A 14507-nucleotide genomic window follows, 5' to 3' on the forward strand; every position below is an offset into this window, starting at 1 on the left:
TCGGTGCCATGGATCTCGGACTCACCGACCGGGTGTATGTGTTGACCGGCGCCTCCCGCGGGTTGGGTTTCGCCACCGCCGAGTGCCTGGTCGCCGACGGCGCCCGGGTGGTCGTCTCGGCCCGGGCCCCGGAGCGGGTGGCCGGGGCGGTCGAACGGCTGGGCGGCCCGGCGCACGCCATCGGCCTCACCGCCGACCTGGCCGACCCGGCCACCCCGGAGCGGCTGGTGGCGGCGGCCCGGGAGCACTTCGGCCGGCTCGACGGCGCGCTGATCTCGGTCGGTGGCCCGCCCCGGGGCACCGCGGCCGGGGTGACCGACGAGCAGTGGCGGCAGTCCTTCGAGACGGTCTTCCTCGGCAGCGTACGGATGGCCCGTGCGGTGGCCGCCGCGCTCACCGACGGCGGGGCGATCGGGCTGGTGCTCTCCACCTCGGCCCGCAGCCCGGTGCCCGGCCTCGGCATCTCCAACGGCCTGCGGCCCGGCCTCGCCGGGGTGGCCAAGGACATGGCCGACGAGTACGGCCCTCGAGGCGTGCGGGTGCTCGGCCTGCTGCCCGGTCGGATCATGACCGACCGCAACCGCGAGCTCTTCGCCGCCACCGGGGACGCCGAGGCGGCCCGGACCGAGGCGGAGGCCGGCATCCCGCTGCGCCGCGTCGGCGACCCGGCCGAGTTCGGCCGGGTGGCCGCGTTCCTGCTCTCCCCCGCCGCCGGCTACGTCACCGGGGTGACCGTGCCGGTCGACGGCGGCGCGCTGCGCGGCCTGTGACGCCGGACCGCCGGTCCCCGGCAAACCCGGACCCGGCGGGCGACCGAACGCCCAGCCGAGGGCGGCGAACCGGTGGCCGGGCCGGGCGGCCGACCCGGGAGGAGCTGGCCGCGGCGGCCGACCGGACCATCCCGGACGTCATCGCGCCCGGGCTGGACGTGCTCTTCGTCGGCATCAACCCGGGGCTCTGGTCGGCGGCGACCGGCCGGCACTTCGCCCGGCCGGGCAACCGGTTCTGGCCGGCGCTGCACCGGGGCGGCTTCACCCCGCGCCAGCTGCGCCCCGACGAGCAGGACCTGCTGCCCGGGTACGGCCTGGGCATCACCAACATGGTGGCGCGGGCCAGCGCCCGGGCCGACGAGCTGACCGCCGCCGAGCTGGTGGCCGGCGCGGAGATGCTCGCCGGCAAGGTGGCCCGGTACCGGCCGGCCTGGGTGGCGGTGGTCGGGGTGACCGCGTACCGGATCGGGTTCGCCCGGCCGAAGGCCGGCTTCGGCCCGCAGCCGGAGGCGCTGGCCGGCGCCCGGCTCTGGGTGCTGCCCAACCCGAGCGGGCTGAACGCGCACTTCACCCCGGAGACGCTCGGCGCCGCCTTCGCCGAGCTGCGGGCGGCCGCCGCCGGTTAGTTCGCGGCCGGCGGCAGCGCCTCCTGGGCGACGTACGTGCCCAGCGGCACCGTGGTGATCACCAGCTCGGACTCGTCCGCGTCCGCGTACGGGGTGGGCGAGTCGGCGACGGCGAACTGGGTCCGGTACAGCTCGGCGTAGAGGCCGCCCACGGCGACCAGCTCGTCGTGCCGGCCGCGCTCCACGATCCGGCCGTCGTCGAGGACCAGGATCTGGTCGGCGTCGCGGACCGTGGAGAGCCGGTGCGCGATCACCAGCGCGGTACGCCCGGTCAGCGCCACCGCCAGCGCCCGCTGCACCGCGGCCTCGCTCTCCGAGTCGAGGTGGGCGGTCGCCTCGTCGAGGATCACGATCGACGGCGCCTTGAGCAGCACCCGGGCGATCGCGATGCGCTGCTTCTCGCCGCCGGAGAAGCGGTAGCCGCGCTCGCCGACCATGGTCTCCAGCCCGTCCGGCAGGGAGCGGACCAGGTCGGCGATCTGCGCGCCGGCCAGCGCGGCCCAGATCTCGTCGTCGGTGGCGTCCGGTCTGGCGTAGCGGAGGTTCTCGGCGATCGTCTCGTGGAACAGGTGCGAATCCTGGGTGACCACGCCGATCTCGTCACGCAGCGAGGCGAGCGTGGCGTCCCGGACGTCGACCCCGCCGACGCGCACCTCGCCGTCGGTGACGTCGTAGATCCGGGAGATCAGCATGGACAGCGTCGACTTGCCGGCGCCGGAGGGGCCGACCAGGGCCACCATCTGGCCCGGCTCGACGGTGAACGAGACGCCCTTGAGCACCGGCTCGTTGGCCGTACGGTCCAGGGTGGCGACGTCCTCCAGCGAGGCCAGCGACACCTCGGCGGCGGCCGGGTAGCGGAACCGGACGTCGCGGAACTCGACCCGGGCGGCACCGCGCGGCACCGGGACCGCGTCCGGCTTCTCCTCGATGCCCGGGCGCAGGTCGAGCACCTCGAAGACCCGGTCGAAGGAGACCAGCGCGCTCATCACGTCCACCCGGACGTTGGAGAGCGCGGTCAGTGGACCGTAGAGGCGGGTGAGCAGCAGCGCGAGGGTCACCACCGTGCCGGCGCTGGCCCCGCCGGTGACCGCCAGCCAGCCGCCGAGCCCGTAGGTGAGCGCCTGGGCCAGCGAGGCGACCAGCAGCATCGCCACGAAGAAGGTGCGGGAGTACATGGCGGACTGGATGCCGATGTCGCGCACCCGCTCGGCCCGCCCGGCGAACCGGCGGGCCTCCACCTCCGGCGCGCCGAAGAGCTTGACCAGCAGTGCCCCGGCCACGCCGAACCGCTCGGTCATCGTCGCGTTCATCTTGGCGTCGAGGTTGTAGGACTCGCGGGTGATCTCGGCCAGCCGCTTGCCGACCCGACGGGCCGGGATGATGAAGATCGGCAGCATGATCAGCGACAGCGTGGTGATCTGCCAGGAGAGGGTGAACATCACCCCGGCGGTGAGCACCAACTGGATGACGTTGCTGACCACCCCGGACAGGGTGGAGGTGAACGCCCGCTGGGCGCCCATCACGTCGTTGTTGAGCCGGCTGACCAGGGCGCCGGTCTGGGTGCGGGTGAAGAACTGCAGCGGCATCCGCTGGACGTGGTCGTAGACCCGGGTGCGCAGGTCGAGGATGATCCCCTCACCGATGCGGGCCGAGTACCACCGCTGGGCCAGCGAGAAGAGCGCGTCGGCGACCGCCAGGGCGGCGATCACCAGCGCCAGCCGGACCACCATCCCGCCGGCGTCCGGGCCGCCCCGGGTGATGGTGTTGATCACGTCGCCGGCGAGCACCGGGGTGGCGACGCCGATGATCGCCGCGATCACCACGGTGACCAGGAAGACCACGATGTCCCGCCGGTACGGCCGCGCGAAGGCGACGATCCGGCGTGCGGTGCCCCGGTTGAGCTGGTGCGCGGAGACCTCGTCGCGGCTGCGCATCGACCGGAGCATGCTCCACCCGACCATGCCGCCACCGTGCATCGGGTTGGACATCGGTCACCTCCGGGTCGTGGGCAGCGCGCATCGTCGGGTCAATTCTCCCGACGACTACGACAACCTCGGCAGTAACCTGGATCTTCCCGAACGGTCCTTACTATTCTCCCCGCCCGGCGAGATCGCGCAGGCGGCGGGTCTGCGCCTCCCGCTCGGCGCGCTGCTGCTCGGCGTGCGACCGGGTGACGGCACCGGCGATCAGCGCCTTGATCTCCACCACCGCGTCCCGGTTGGCGGCCAGCAACCCGGCGGTCAGGTCACGGACCGCGCCGTCCAGCTCGGCGTTCGGCACCACCAGCGTGGCCAGCCCGATCCGGTCCGCCTCGGCGGCGTCCATCCGCCGGCCGGTCGCGCAGATCTCCAGCGCCCGCGAGTAGCCGACCAGCTCGACCAGGCGCCGGGTACCGGCCAGGTCGGGGACCAGACCGAGGGTCACCTCGGCCATGGAGAACTTGGCGTCCTCGGCGAGCACCCGCAGATCGCAGGCGAGGGCCAGTTGGAAGCCGGCGCCGATCGCGTGGCCCTGGACGGCGGCCACCGAGATCACGTCCGGGCGGTGCAGCCAGGTGAAGCCGGCCTGGAACTCCGCGATCCGGTCCGCGCACTCCTGCTCGGGCAGGGTCGCCAGCTCGGCGAAGGAACCCGGCCCGGACGCGCCGGCCACCGACAGGTCGAGGCCGGCGGAGAAGGCCCGCCCCTCGCCGCGCACCACGACGACGCGTACGTCGCCGGGCAGGTCCCGGGAGAAGTCGCTCATCGCGCGCCACATCGCCGGGGTCTGTGCGTTGAGCACGTCGGGCCGGCACAACGTCACCGTCGCGACCGGCCCGTCGCAGTCGAGGCGTACCCCGGTCGTCTCGGCGGTCACCGGTCCGCCCGGGGCACGACGCTGATGGACGACGCTGGCGGGCGGATCACGCCTTCTTGCGGCGCCGGGCGCCACCGCGCTGCCGCAGCTGCACCCCGGATTCGGTGAGCACCCGGTGGATGAATCCGTAGGAACGGCCGGTCGAGGCCGCGAGCGCCCGGATGCTCTCACCCGAGGTGTACCGCTTTACCAGGTCCTTGGCGAGCGTCTGACGCTCGGCTCCGACGATCCGGCGACCCTTCTCAGTGCTGGTGGCTGTGCCAGTGGCTGCCATGCTGATTCCTCACGTCCCAGACTGTGCGGTTCGGATACGGTCCCACCTATTAGACCGCCTCGAACGATCATGCGCCAGATATCAACTCTTCGCCAACCGACACGCTATGCAGTGTCAGCTTCCCGATAGAGTGATCCTTCCAACCGGCTGAGATGCCGACGCCGACGCCTGCGACCGTCACCGCCGGCGGGTCGGACCGGACCCCGTACCCTGCCTGCCGTGACGGACCTGCCGGGGAGCGCGGGCGGCGCGGCGCTGGTCTTCGCCGCGACCAACCTGGACGACATCGTGGTGCTCACCGTGCTCTTCGTCGCGGCCCGCAGCACCGGCCGGCCCCGCCCGTGGCACGTCGTGGCCGGGCAGTACCTGGGCATCGGCGCGCTGGTGGCGGCAAGCGTCGTGGTCGCCGCCGGGCTGCTGGTCGTCCCCGACCCGTGGACCGGCCTGCTCGGCCTGCTGCCGATCGCGCTCGGCGTCCGGGCGCTGCTCGCCCGCTCCGACGACGACGAACCGCCGGTCGTGGTCGGCAGCCTGCTCGGGGTGACCGGGGTGACCGTCGCCAACGGCGCCGACAACATCGCCGTATACGTCCCGGTGTTCCGCACCCTGGAACCGGCCACCGGGCTGGTGTTCCTGCTGGTGTTCGCCGCGCTGGTCGCGGTCTGGTGTGCGGCCGCCGCGCTGCTCGGCGGCCACCCCCGGGTGGTCCGGCTGGTCGGCCGCGCGGGCCACTGGCTGGTCCCGACCATCTTCATCGCCATCGGCGTGGTGATCCTGGTCAGCTCCGGCGTCCTCGGCCGCCTCGCCGACCTGGCCGGCTGACCCGCCGACCCTGCTCCCCCGCCCGGAGACCCCCGCTCGCGCGACCGCGTTTCGGCGACGTGGAGTCGATCACCACGCACCGTCGGCCGGGGAAGGCCGCGGCGTCTCGGTGCCGGGGAAGGCCAAGCCGCCTCGGTCAGGCCAGCTCGACGAGTTCGAGCAGGTCGTCGCTCCAGGCGTCCTCGTCGCCGTCGGGGAGCAGGATCGCCCGGTCCGGCTTGAGCGCGAGCACGGCCCCCGGGTCGTGGGTGACCAGCACGATCGCGCCCGGGTAGCGGGCGATCGCGTCGAGCACCTGCTCCCGGCTGACCGGGTCGAGGTTGTTCGTCGGCTCGTCCAGCAGCAGCACGTTTGCCCCGGAGCAGACCAGGGTGGCCAGCGCCAGCCGGGTCTTCTCGCCACCGGAGAGCACCCCGGCCGGCTTGGCCACGTCGTCGCCGGAGAAGAGGAACGCGCCGAGGATCTTGCGCAGGTCGGTGTCGGTCTGCTCGATGGCGGCGGCCCGCATGTTCTCCAGCACCGTGCGGTCGACGTCCAGCGTCTCGTGCTCCTGGGCGTAGTAGCCCAGCCGCAGGCCGTGCCCGGCGTGCACCTCGCCGGTGTCCGGCTGGAGCAAACCGCCGAGCATCCGCAGCAAGGTGGTCTTGCCGGCGCCGTTGAGCCCGAGGATGGCGACCCGGGAACCGCGGTCCACCGCCACGTTGACGTCGGTGAAGATCTCCAGCGATCCGTACGACTTGGACAGTCCGGTCGCGGTGAGCGGGGTCTTGCCGCACGGCGCCGGGCTCGGGAAGCGGACCTTGGCCACCTTGTCGGCGACCCGGACCTCGTCCAGCCCGGAGATCAGCTTCTCGGCGCGGCGGGCCATGTTCTGCGCGGCGACGGTCTTGGTGGCCTTGGCCCGCATCTTGTCGGCCTGGGCCATCAGGGCGCCGGCCTTCTTCTCGGCGTTGGCCCGCTCCCGGCGGCGGCGCCGCTCGTCGGTCTCCCGCGCCTCGAGGTACGCCTTCCAGCCCAGGTTGTAGACGTCGACCACGGAGCGGGTGGCGTCGAGGAACCAGACCTTGTTGACCACCGACTGCAGCAGCGCGCCGTCGTGGGAGATCACGATCAGGCCGCCCTTGTGGTTGGCGAGGAAGCCGCGCAGCCAGGTGATCGAGTCGGCGTCGAGGTGGTTGGTGGGCTCGTCGAGCAGCAGGATGCCGCCGCCGTTCTCACCGGCGTCCCGGAACAGGATCCGGGCCAGCTCGACGCGGCGGCGCTGACCGCCGGAGAGGGTGCCGATGGTCTGGGCGAGAGCCCGGTCGGGCAGGCCCAGGTTGGCGCAGATCCGGGCCGCCTCGGCCTCGGCCGCGTACCCGCCGAGGGAGGCGAACTGGTCCTCCAGCGCGCCGTAGCGGCGGACCAGCTTGTCGTCAACGCCGTCGGCGAGCTGCTCCTCGATCTCCTTCATCTGAGCCATCAGCACGTCCAGGCCGCGGGCGGAGAGCACCCGGTCCCGCCCGGTGACCTCCAGGTCGCCGGTACGCGGGTCCTGCGGCAGGTAGCCGATCGCGCTACGCCGGTCGATCTGCCCCCCGTACGGCTGCCCCTCGCCAGCCAGCACCTTCAGGGTCGTGGTCTTGCCAGCGCCGTTGCGGCCGACCAGGCCGATCCGGTCGCCCGGCTGCACCCGCAGGGTGGTGTCGGACAGCAGGATCCGGGCGCCGGCGCGCAACTCCATGCCGGTGGCAGTGATCATGTCGGGGAAACTCGCTCTCGGGGTCTGGAAGGGCTGACTCAGGGCACGCGAAACGGCCGGCGGGTCCGATGGACCGTCGGCGCGGGGCGGTTCAGCCTTCGCAGAGCAGCACTCGGCAAGTGTACCGGGCCGCATTCCGCGCCCCGCCCGGATTACCAAGCAAGATCATCGGGTACCGATTCCGCCGTCCGGACCCGGTCCGGTACTGCAACCACCAAAACGTGATGAATCGGTGATCGGGGTCAACATGGAGCTGAACGAGAACGCGCGGGTCGACACCAGTCAGGTCGACGATCGGCGAGGGTCCGGCGGAGGCGGCGGGATGGGCATACCCATCCCGATCGGCGGCGGTCGCGGGGGGATCGTCGGCATCATCATCGCGGTGCTGGTCGCCCTGGTCGGCGGCGGCTTCGGGCTGAACGCGATGAACGGCGGCGGCGGGTCCGAGCAGGGGGACAACACCTCGCTGGAGCAGAAGTGCTCGGCCGACGACGCGCTCCAGCAGCTCGACTGCCGCAACACCCTCTACGTCAACTCGATCCAGGCGTACTGGCGTAGCGCGATGCCGGAGAAGTTCGGCGACCAGTACCAGCCCTCCAAGACGGTCTTCTTCAACCAGGGGGTGAACACCGGCTGCGGCCAGGCCGACTCGGGCGTCGGGCCGTTCTACTGCCCGGCCGACGACCAGGTCTACATCGACCTCAGCTTCTACAAGCTGCTCGCCGACCAGCTCGGCGCCGAGGGCGAGTTCGCCCAGCCGTACGTGCTGGCCCACGAGTACGGCCACCACGTGCAGGACCTGCTCGGCACCGAGGCGCAGATGCGCCGCCAGCAGCAGCGCGACCCGGACAACGCCAACGCGCTGTCGGTCAAGCTGGAGCTGCAGGCCGACTGCTACGCCGGCGCCTGGGCGAAGAACGCCACCGGCACCGCCGACGAGGGCGGCCAGAAGATCTTCACCAGCATCACCGAGCAGGACATCGCGCAGGCGATCGACACCGCCGAGAAGATCGGCGACGACGCGATCTCCAAGCGCTCGGGCCGGCCGGTGAACCCGGACGAGTTCACCCACGGCACCTCGGAGCAGCGCAAGCAGTGGTTCACCAAGGGCTACTCCACCGGTGACCCGAAGTCCTGCGACACCTTCGGCGGCAGCCTCTGACCGTCGTTCCGCGACCGTCCCACGGCGGCCGGTGGGCGAGAGCCCGCCGGCCGCCGTTCCGTATTCCGGGTCGACGGCGGCCGGGCCCGTCGCGGTCGACTCGTCGTTCCCCGGAGGTGGCGGGACGGTCCGGCCCCGGCGCGGTGGCCGGGACCGGCACTCACCCCGCCGAGGCGGGCACCTCCGGGTCGCGGACGAGGATGCGTACCGCGCGGGCGGCGGCGATCGCGCCGACCAGCACGGCGTGCCGGGGCTCGGGCACGTCGAGCAGCCGCTCGGCGCGCAGCGCCGCGAGCGGGGCGAGGCGCCGGTCTTCGAGCACGATGTCCACCGCCCGCCGGTCACCGCCGCAGACCAGCGTGGCCAGCGTCGACGCCTCGGGCAGCAGCAGCCGGACGGCCAGCTCGGTCGCGTCGCCGAGCGCCGCCTTCGCCTGGTTGTCCCGCCGCCGGGCGAAGCGCTGCTGGGACCAGCCGCCCGCCGCGGTCCGGCCCTGCACGTACCGGGTGTCCACCTTGGAGACCACCAGCTCCTCCCCCGCCGCCACGCCGACCGCCACCGCGCCCTTGCGGGCCAGCAGCAGGCCGATCCGGCGCGGCGCGGCCGCCGCGGCCACGAGGCCAGGTACGTCGGAGGCCCGCGAGGCGCCGGGCGGGGTGTGCAGCTCGGCGGTCGCGCCGTCGGGGGCGGCCAGCAGCAGGCCGTACTCCTGGACGGTGCTGGTGGGCGGGCCGTGCCGGTCGGCGAAGCCCTCGACCCAGCGGGCGACCCGGCCGGGGTCGACCTCGACCCACCGGCCGCCGCCGGCTGCGGGTCGGCTGCTCATGATCCGACCGTACGGCACGGCGGACGGCATCGGGCCGGCCGGGCGGCCCGGATCAGCCCTGCATCAGGACGGCGACGGCGAGCGCGGCGATGATCGCGCTGGAGAGCAGCGCCGTCACCAGCCGGCCGCGCGGGCCGGCCAGCACCCGCCCGACCAGGGTGCCGCCGCCGGCGATCAGCAGCTGCCAGCTCGCCGAGGCGAGGAAGGCGCCGAGCACGAAGAGCGCGGCGGCCACCGGGTCGGCGCCGGCGGCGTCACCCCGGCCGAGGACCAGCGCCGCGAAGTAGACCACGGTGGCCGGGTTGAGCAGGGTCAACGCCAGCACGCCGGCGTACGCCCGGGTGGGCGTGTCCATCCCCCGCCCGGCGCCCGGCACGGATGTCGCGGCCCGCGGCCGCAGCGCCCGCCACGCGCCGTACGCGGCGAGGGCGAGCAGCACCACGGCCGCCGCCACCCGCAGCGGCCCGGCCAACGGGGCGACCAGGCCGGCCACCGCGGCCCCGCCGAGCACCGCCACGGCCGCGTAGAGGCCGTCGGCGGTGGCGACGCCGAGCGCCCCGGCCGCGCCGACCCGGAACGAGGTACGGGCGCTGAGCCCGAGGATGAGCACCGCGATCGCGCCGACCGGGACGGCGACGCCGTAGCCGGCCACCAGGCCGGCGAGGAACGCCCCGCTCACGAGGGTCGGTGACGGGTCGAGGCCGGCACCGGCGCGGTCCGCTGTCGGCGCGCGGCGGTGGCCGCGCGGACAGGGAGCTGCTTCGGGTACGCCTCGATCACGCCGTCATCCTGGCCGGGCCGACGCCCGGGCGCCAGCGATTTGTCCACCGCACCCGCACCCCGCAAGATCACCCTCGCCGGCGCGAGCGGCGTGGACGCGTCGGGCGCGGCACCCGGGTGGGTGCCGCGCCCGATGGTGACCGGAGCGCCGGTCAGACGTTGAAGCCGAGCGAACGGAGCTGGTCGCGCCCCTCGTCGGTGATCTTGTCCGGCCCCCATGGCGGGAGCCAGACCCAGTTGATCCGGATGTCGTTGACCAGTCCGCCGCCGGGGCCGGTGGTCAGCGCCTGCCGGGTCTGGTCCTCGATCACGTCGGTCAGCGGGCAGGCCGCCGAGGTCAGCGTCATGTCCAGGGTGGCGACGTTCTCGTCGTCGACGTGCACGCCGTACACCAGGCCGAGGTCGACCACGTTGATGCCCAGCTCGGGGTCGACGACGTCCTTCATCGCCTCCTCGATGTCGGCGACGGCGGCCTTGCCCCCGGTGGCCGGGGTGGCCGCGCCGGCTTCCGCCACCGCGCCGCCCGCCGTGGCGGCGATCTCCTCAGAACTCATGCCTTCACCTCCGTCGGGCTCACGCCCACGCCGGCGCGTGCCGCGGCGTCCTTGAACGCCATCCACGGCAACAGCGCGCACTTGACCCGGGCGGGGTAGCGGGCGACACCCGCGAACGCCACCCCGTCACCGAGCACGTCCTCGTCCGGCGTGACCTGGCCACGGCCGGACATCAACTCGACGAACGCCTCGTGCACGGCGAACGCCTCCCCCGCGCCCCGACCGCGCAGCAGCTCGTGCAGCACACTCGCCGACGCCTGGCTGATCGAGCAGCCCATGCCGTCGTACGAGATGTCCTCGAGCGTGTCGCCGTCGGTGGCCACCCGTACGGTGATCTCGTCACCGCAGGTCGGGTTGACGTGGTGCGCCTCGGCGACCCGGGCGTCCGGGTCGTCGGCGTCGCGCAGGCCACGGCCGTGCGGGTGCTTGTAGTGGTCCAGGATGATCTCCTGGTAGAGCTGGTCGAGCTGCATCAGTCGAACACCTTCCGCACCTGCTCGAGACCCGCCACCAGGGCGTCGATCTCCTCCGTGGTGGTGTACAGGTAGAACGAGGCTCGCGTCATGGCCGGTACGCCGAACCGGGTGCACACCGGCTTCGCGCAGTGGTGCCCCACCCGGACCTGCACGCCGAGCGAGTCAAGCACCTGCCCCACGTCGTGCGGGTGCACGTCGCCGAGCGCGAACGAGATGGTCCCGCCCCGTCCGACCGGCACCGACGGACCGAAGACCCGCAGGCCCGGCACGGTGGCGAGGGCGTCCAGCGCGTACGCGGTCAGCTCCTTCTCGTGCCACTGGATGGCCCGCATCCCGATGCCGCTGAGGTAGTCCACCGCCGCGCCGAGCGCGACCGCCTCGGCGATCGGCGGGGTGCCCGCCTCGAACCGGGCCGGCGGCGCGGCGAACGTCGACCGGGCCATCGACACCGTCTCGATCATCGAGCCGCCGCCGAACACCGGAGGCATCGCGGCGAGCAGCTCGCCGCGGCCCCAGAGCACGCCGACGCCGGTCGGACCGCACATCTTGTGCCCGGTGAAGGCGATGAAGTCGGCGTCGTAGTCGACCACGTCCATCGGCATGTGCGGCACCGACTGCGAGCAGTCGAGCAGGAGCAGCGCGCCCACCTCGCGGACCCGCTGGGTGATCCGGCCGGTGGCGTTGACCGTGCCGAGGATGTTGGAGGTGTGCACCAGCGAGACGATCTTCGTCCGCTCGGTGACCAGCTCCTCCAGCCCCGACTCGTCCAGCCGGCCGTGCTCGGTGACCGGGAACCAGCGCAGGGTCGCGCCGGTCCGCTCGGCCAGCAGCTGCCACGGGACGATGTTCGAGTGGTGCTCCATCTCGGAGATCACGATCTCGTCGCCCGGGCCGAGCCGGAACCGCGGGTCGGCGTCGGGTCGCAGCGAGGCGTTGGAGAACGCGTACGCCACGATGTTGATCGCCTCGGTGGCGTTCTTGGTGAACACCACCTCGTCCACGCTCGGCGCGTTGATGAACGCGGCGATCTTCGCCCGGGCCCCCTCGTACGCCTCGGTCGCCTCGGTGCCCAGGGTGTGCACCGAGCGCGACACGTTGGCGTTGTGCATGGCGTAATGCTCGGCGAGCACGTCGAGCACCTGCCGCGGCTTGTGCGAGGTGTTGGCGCTGTCGAGATAGACCAGCCGGTGCCCGTTGACCTCCCGGTCGAGGATCGGGAAGTCGGCGCGCACCGTAGCCACGTCGAAACGCGGCACGTCGTCGTACTGCGGCATCCCCTCGGGGATCGCGATGGTGGTCATCTCAGCGGCCCCTGTCGTGTCAGGCCTGCGCCGAACCGGCCCCGGCGGCGTACCGCTCGTAGCCCTCTTCCTCGAGCTTGTCGGCCAGCTCCCGGCCGCCCTGCTCGACGATCCGGCCGGCGATGAAGACGTGCACGAAGTCGGGCTTGATGTAGCGCAGGATCCGGGTGTAGTGAGTGATCAGCAGCACGCCGGTGTCGCCGGTGTCGCGGACCCGGTTGACGCCCTCGCTGACCACGCGCAGCGCGTCGACGTCGAGGCCGGAGTCGGTCTCGTCGAGGATGGCGATCTTCGGCTTGAGCAGCTCCAGCTGCACGATCTCGTGCCGCTTCTTCTCACCGCCGGAGAAGCCCTCGTTGACGTTGCGCTGGGCGAACGCCGGGTCCATCTGCAGCCGCTCCATGGCGGCCCGCAGCTCGCCGCCCCAGGTGCGCAGCTTCGGCGCCTCGCCGTCGATGGCGGTCTTGGCGGTCCGCAGGAAGTTGGCCACCGAGACGCCGGGGACCTCGACCGGGTACTGCATGGCCAGGAAGAGGCCGGCGCGGGCCCGCTCGTCGACGGACATGGCCAGCACGTCCTCGCCGTCGAGGGTCACCGAGCCGCCGGTGATCTCGTACTTCGGGTGGCCGGCGATCGAGTACGCCAGGGTGGACTTGCCGGAGCCGTTCGGGCCCATGATCGCGTGGGTCTCGCCCGACTTCACGGTCAGGTCGACACCGGCCAGGATCGGCTTGAGCTCACCCTCGGGCAGCTTGACCGACACCTTCAGGTCGCGGATCTCCAGGGTGCTCATTATCGGGTCACTCCATTACTCGGCGTCAGGCTGAGGTAGATGTCGCCGTCGCGGACTTCGACGGGGTAGACGGGTACGGGTTCGGTGGCCGGCAGCCCGGAGGGCTGCCCGGTGCGCAGGTCGAAGCGCGAGCCGTGCAGCCAGCACTCCAGCGTGCAGCCGTCGACCTCACCCTCGGAGAGGGCGACCGAGGCGTGCGAGCACTCGTCGTAGGCGGCGTAGAACTCGCCGTCCTCGCCGTGCACCAGCGCGATCGGGGTGCCGTCGACGTCCGCGCTGATCGCGGTCCCCTTCGGCACGTCCTCGGTGGAGCAGATTCGGATCATCAGGCGCCGGCCTTGGTCAGCCGGGCCTCGATCGCGTCGCCGAGGCGCTCGCGCAGCGACTCCACCGGGATCTTGTTGATCAGCTCGGCGAAGAAGCCGCGGACCACCAGGCGGCGGGCCTCGCTCTCCGGGATACCCCGGGCCATCAGGTAGAACAGCTGCTCGTCGTCGAAGCGGCCGGTCGCGCTGGCGTGACCGGCGCCGGCGATCTCGCCGGTCTCGATCTCCAGATTGGGTACGGAGTCCGCCCGGGCACCGTCGGAGAGCAGCAGGTTCCGGTTGATCTCGTACGAGTCGGTGCCGGTCGCCTCGGCGCGGATCAGCACGTCGCCCACCCAGACGGTGTGCGCGTCCTCGCCCTGCAGGGCGCCCCGGTAGCCGACGTAGCTGCGGCAGTCCGGCACGCTGTGGTCGACCAGCTGCCGGTGCTCCAGGTGCTGGCCGCCGTCGGCGAAGTAGACGCCGTACAGCTCGGCCTCGCCGCCCCGGCCGGTGTACTCCACCGAGGTGAACTGCCGGACCAGGTCGCCGCCGAGGCTCACCTGGACGTGCACCACCCGGGCGTCCCGACCAAGCTTGATCTTGATGTGCTGCGCCTGCACCGCGTCGGGCGCCCAGTCGGCCACGGTGACCAGGGTCAGCTTGGCCCCTTCGGCGACCGTCACCTCGACGTTGTCGGCCAGCGTGGCCGAGCCCTCCTGGGAGAACACGACCGTGGCCTCCGCGAACCGACCCACCTGGACCTGGGTCCGGGCGAAGGAGAGCTCCTCGGGGAACGCGCCCAGCAGCCGCACGACCACCGGCTCGGACACCACGGCCTCGGCCGCCACCTCGACCAGTGCGACCCGCGCCGCCCCGCCGTGGGCCAGCGCGCTGATCCGGTCGACCGGCACCAGCACCGACGCGACGCTGGCGTCGGTCGGCTCGACGAGCCGCACCGACACCCCGGCCGGCAGGCGCGGGTGCTCCACGGTGACGCCCCGACCGGTGGCGGCCGCGGTGTCCGCCGTGGCCAGGCCGCGGAGGCGCTTGAGCGGGGTGAAGCGCCACTCCTCCTCCAGGCCGGTGAGGGCCGGGAAGTCAGCGACGTCGTACGAGCGCAGCGCCTGCGACTTGGTGCTGGGCGGCGCGGAAGCCTGGGTAGTCATTTCTTCCTTGGTCTGTTCTGCGACGACGGTGTCTGGGGCCTGGTGAGCGGGC

At 72.8% G+C, this 14507-nt stretch carries 16 protein-coding genes; 4 read left to right on the forward strand and 12 right to left on the reverse strand.

Annotated elements, in window-relative coordinates; all coding sequences use genetic code 11:
- Positions 1 to 8: 8 nt before the first annotated feature.
- Together ACLQ2U_RS05155 and mug are read left to right on the forward strand one after the other, a co-directional pair.
- The gene (locus tag ACLQ2U_RS05155) at positions 9 to 770 is read left to right on the forward strand and encodes an SDR family oxidoreductase (RefSeq protein WP_425749375.1); all 762 of its coding nucleotides are present in this window, start codon (positions 9 to 11) and stop codon (positions 768 to 770) included.
- Entirely contained in the window at positions 767 to 1396 is a 630-nt protein-coding gene (gene mug, locus ACLQ2U_RS05160) for a G/U mismatch-specific DNA glycosylase (RefSeq protein WP_425749376.1), read from the forward strand. The genes ACLQ2U_RS05155 and mug overlap by 4 nt, the downstream gene beginning before the upstream one ends.
- On the opposite strand, the gene ACLQ2U_RS05165 is transcribed toward mug, so the two are convergent.
- The 3 genes from ACLQ2U_RS05165 to ACLQ2U_RS05175 form a co-directional block, all read right to left on the reverse strand.
- Entirely contained in the window at positions 1393 to 3372 is a 1980-nt protein-coding gene (locus tag ACLQ2U_RS05165; RefSeq protein WP_425749729.1) for an ABC transporter ATP-binding protein, read from the reverse strand. The two genes, mug and ACLQ2U_RS05165, sit on opposite strands and share 4 nt — an antisense overlap.
- A gap of 112 nt (positions 3373 to 3484) precedes the next feature.
- On the reverse strand, positions 3485 to 4252 hold the full coding sequence (locus ACLQ2U_RS05170; RefSeq protein WP_425749377.1) for an enoyl-CoA hydratase/isomerase family protein: 768 nt from the start codon (positions 4250 to 4252) through the stop codon (positions 3485 to 3487).
- A gap of 46 nt (positions 4253 to 4298) precedes the next feature.
- Complete coding sequence (locus tag ACLQ2U_RS05175; protein WP_007462679.1) at positions 4299 to 4526, reverse strand: helix-turn-helix domain-containing protein; 228 nt, start codon at positions 4524 to 4526, stop codon at positions 4299 to 4301.
- A gap of 219 nt (positions 4527 to 4745) precedes the next feature.
- Between ACLQ2U_RS05175 and ACLQ2U_RS05180 the strand changes: the two genes are divergently transcribed.
- Positions 4746 to 5348, forward strand: coding sequence for a cadmium resistance transporter (locus ACLQ2U_RS05180; RefSeq protein WP_425749378.1), 603 nt, complete (start codon positions 4746 to 4748; stop codon positions 5346 to 5348).
- 136 nt (positions 5349 to 5484) lie between these two features.
- On the opposite strand, the gene ACLQ2U_RS05185 is transcribed toward ACLQ2U_RS05180, so the two are convergent.
- Complete coding sequence (locus ACLQ2U_RS05185; RefSeq protein WP_425749379.1) at positions 5485 to 7089, reverse strand: ABC-F family ATP-binding cassette domain-containing protein; 1605 nt, start codon at positions 7087 to 7089, stop codon at positions 5485 to 5487.
- A gap of 247 nt (positions 7090 to 7336) precedes the next feature.
- Between ACLQ2U_RS05185 and ypfJ the strand changes: the two genes are divergently transcribed.
- Positions 7337 to 8251 (forward strand): KPN_02809 family neutral zinc metallopeptidase, encoded by a 915-nt coding sequence (ypfJ, locus tag ACLQ2U_RS05190; protein WP_425749730.1) that lies wholly within the window; start codon positions 7337 to 7339, stop codon positions 8249 to 8251.
- A gap of 160 nt (positions 8252 to 8411) precedes the next feature.
- On the opposite strand, the gene ACLQ2U_RS05195 is transcribed toward ypfJ, so the two are convergent.
- From ACLQ2U_RS05195 to sufD, 8 genes are all read right to left on the reverse strand, one after another.
- A complete protein-coding gene (locus tag ACLQ2U_RS05195) occupies positions 8412 to 9077 on the reverse strand; it encodes an acVLRF1 family peptidyl-tRNA hydrolase (RefSeq protein WP_425749380.1) in 666 nt (221 codons plus the stop codon).
- Between the two features lie 52 nt (positions 9078 to 9129).
- Positions 9130 to 9756: a LysE family transporter gene (locus ACLQ2U_RS05200; RefSeq protein ID WP_425749381.1), complete on the reverse strand. Its 627-nt coding sequence runs from the start codon at positions 9754 to 9756 to the stop codon at positions 9130 to 9132.
- Between the two features lie 253 nt (positions 9757 to 10009).
- Entirely contained in the window at positions 10010 to 10411 is a 402-nt protein-coding gene (locus ACLQ2U_RS05205; protein WP_425749382.1) for a metal-sulfur cluster assembly factor, read from the reverse strand.
- Entirely contained in the window at positions 10408 to 10884 is a 477-nt protein-coding gene (gene sufU / locus ACLQ2U_RS05210; protein WP_425749383.1) for a Fe-S cluster assembly sulfur transfer protein SufU, read from the reverse strand. Before sufU ends, ACLQ2U_RS05205 begins: the two co-directional genes overlap by 4 nt.
- Positions 10884 to 12188, reverse strand: coding sequence for a cysteine desulfurase (locus tag ACLQ2U_RS05215; protein ID WP_425749384.1), 1305 nt, complete (start codon positions 12186 to 12188; stop codon positions 10884 to 10886). The genes sufU and ACLQ2U_RS05215 overlap by 1 nt, the downstream gene beginning before the upstream one ends.
- Before the next feature lie 19 nt (positions 12189 to 12207).
- Positions 12208 to 12981 carry a Fe-S cluster assembly ATPase SufC gene (gene sufC, locus ACLQ2U_RS05220; protein WP_425749385.1) on the reverse strand — a complete coding sequence of 258 codons (774 nt, stop codon included), beginning with the start codon at positions 12979 to 12981 and terminating at the stop codon, positions 12208 to 12210.
- Positions 12981 to 13307, reverse strand: a complete 327-nt coding sequence (locus ACLQ2U_RS05225; RefSeq protein WP_109820754.1) for a non-heme iron oxygenase ferredoxin subunit — start codon at positions 13305 to 13307, stop codon at positions 12981 to 12983. The genes sufC and ACLQ2U_RS05225 overlap by 1 nt, the downstream gene beginning before the upstream one ends.
- Positions 13307 to 14455 carry a Fe-S cluster assembly protein SufD gene (sufD, locus tag ACLQ2U_RS05230; protein ID WP_425749386.1) on the reverse strand — a complete coding sequence of 383 codons (1149 nt, stop codon included), beginning with the start codon at positions 14453 to 14455 and terminating at the stop codon, positions 13307 to 13309. The genes ACLQ2U_RS05225 and sufD overlap by 1 nt, the downstream gene beginning before the upstream one ends.
- Positions 14456 to 14507: the final 52 nt, after the last annotated feature.

The sequence above is a fragment of the Micromonospora sp. DT47 genome, assembly GCF_049844475.1.
In the GTDB taxonomy this organism is placed as follows: Bacteria; Actinomycetota; Actinomycetes; order Mycobacteriales; family Micromonosporaceae; genus Micromonospora.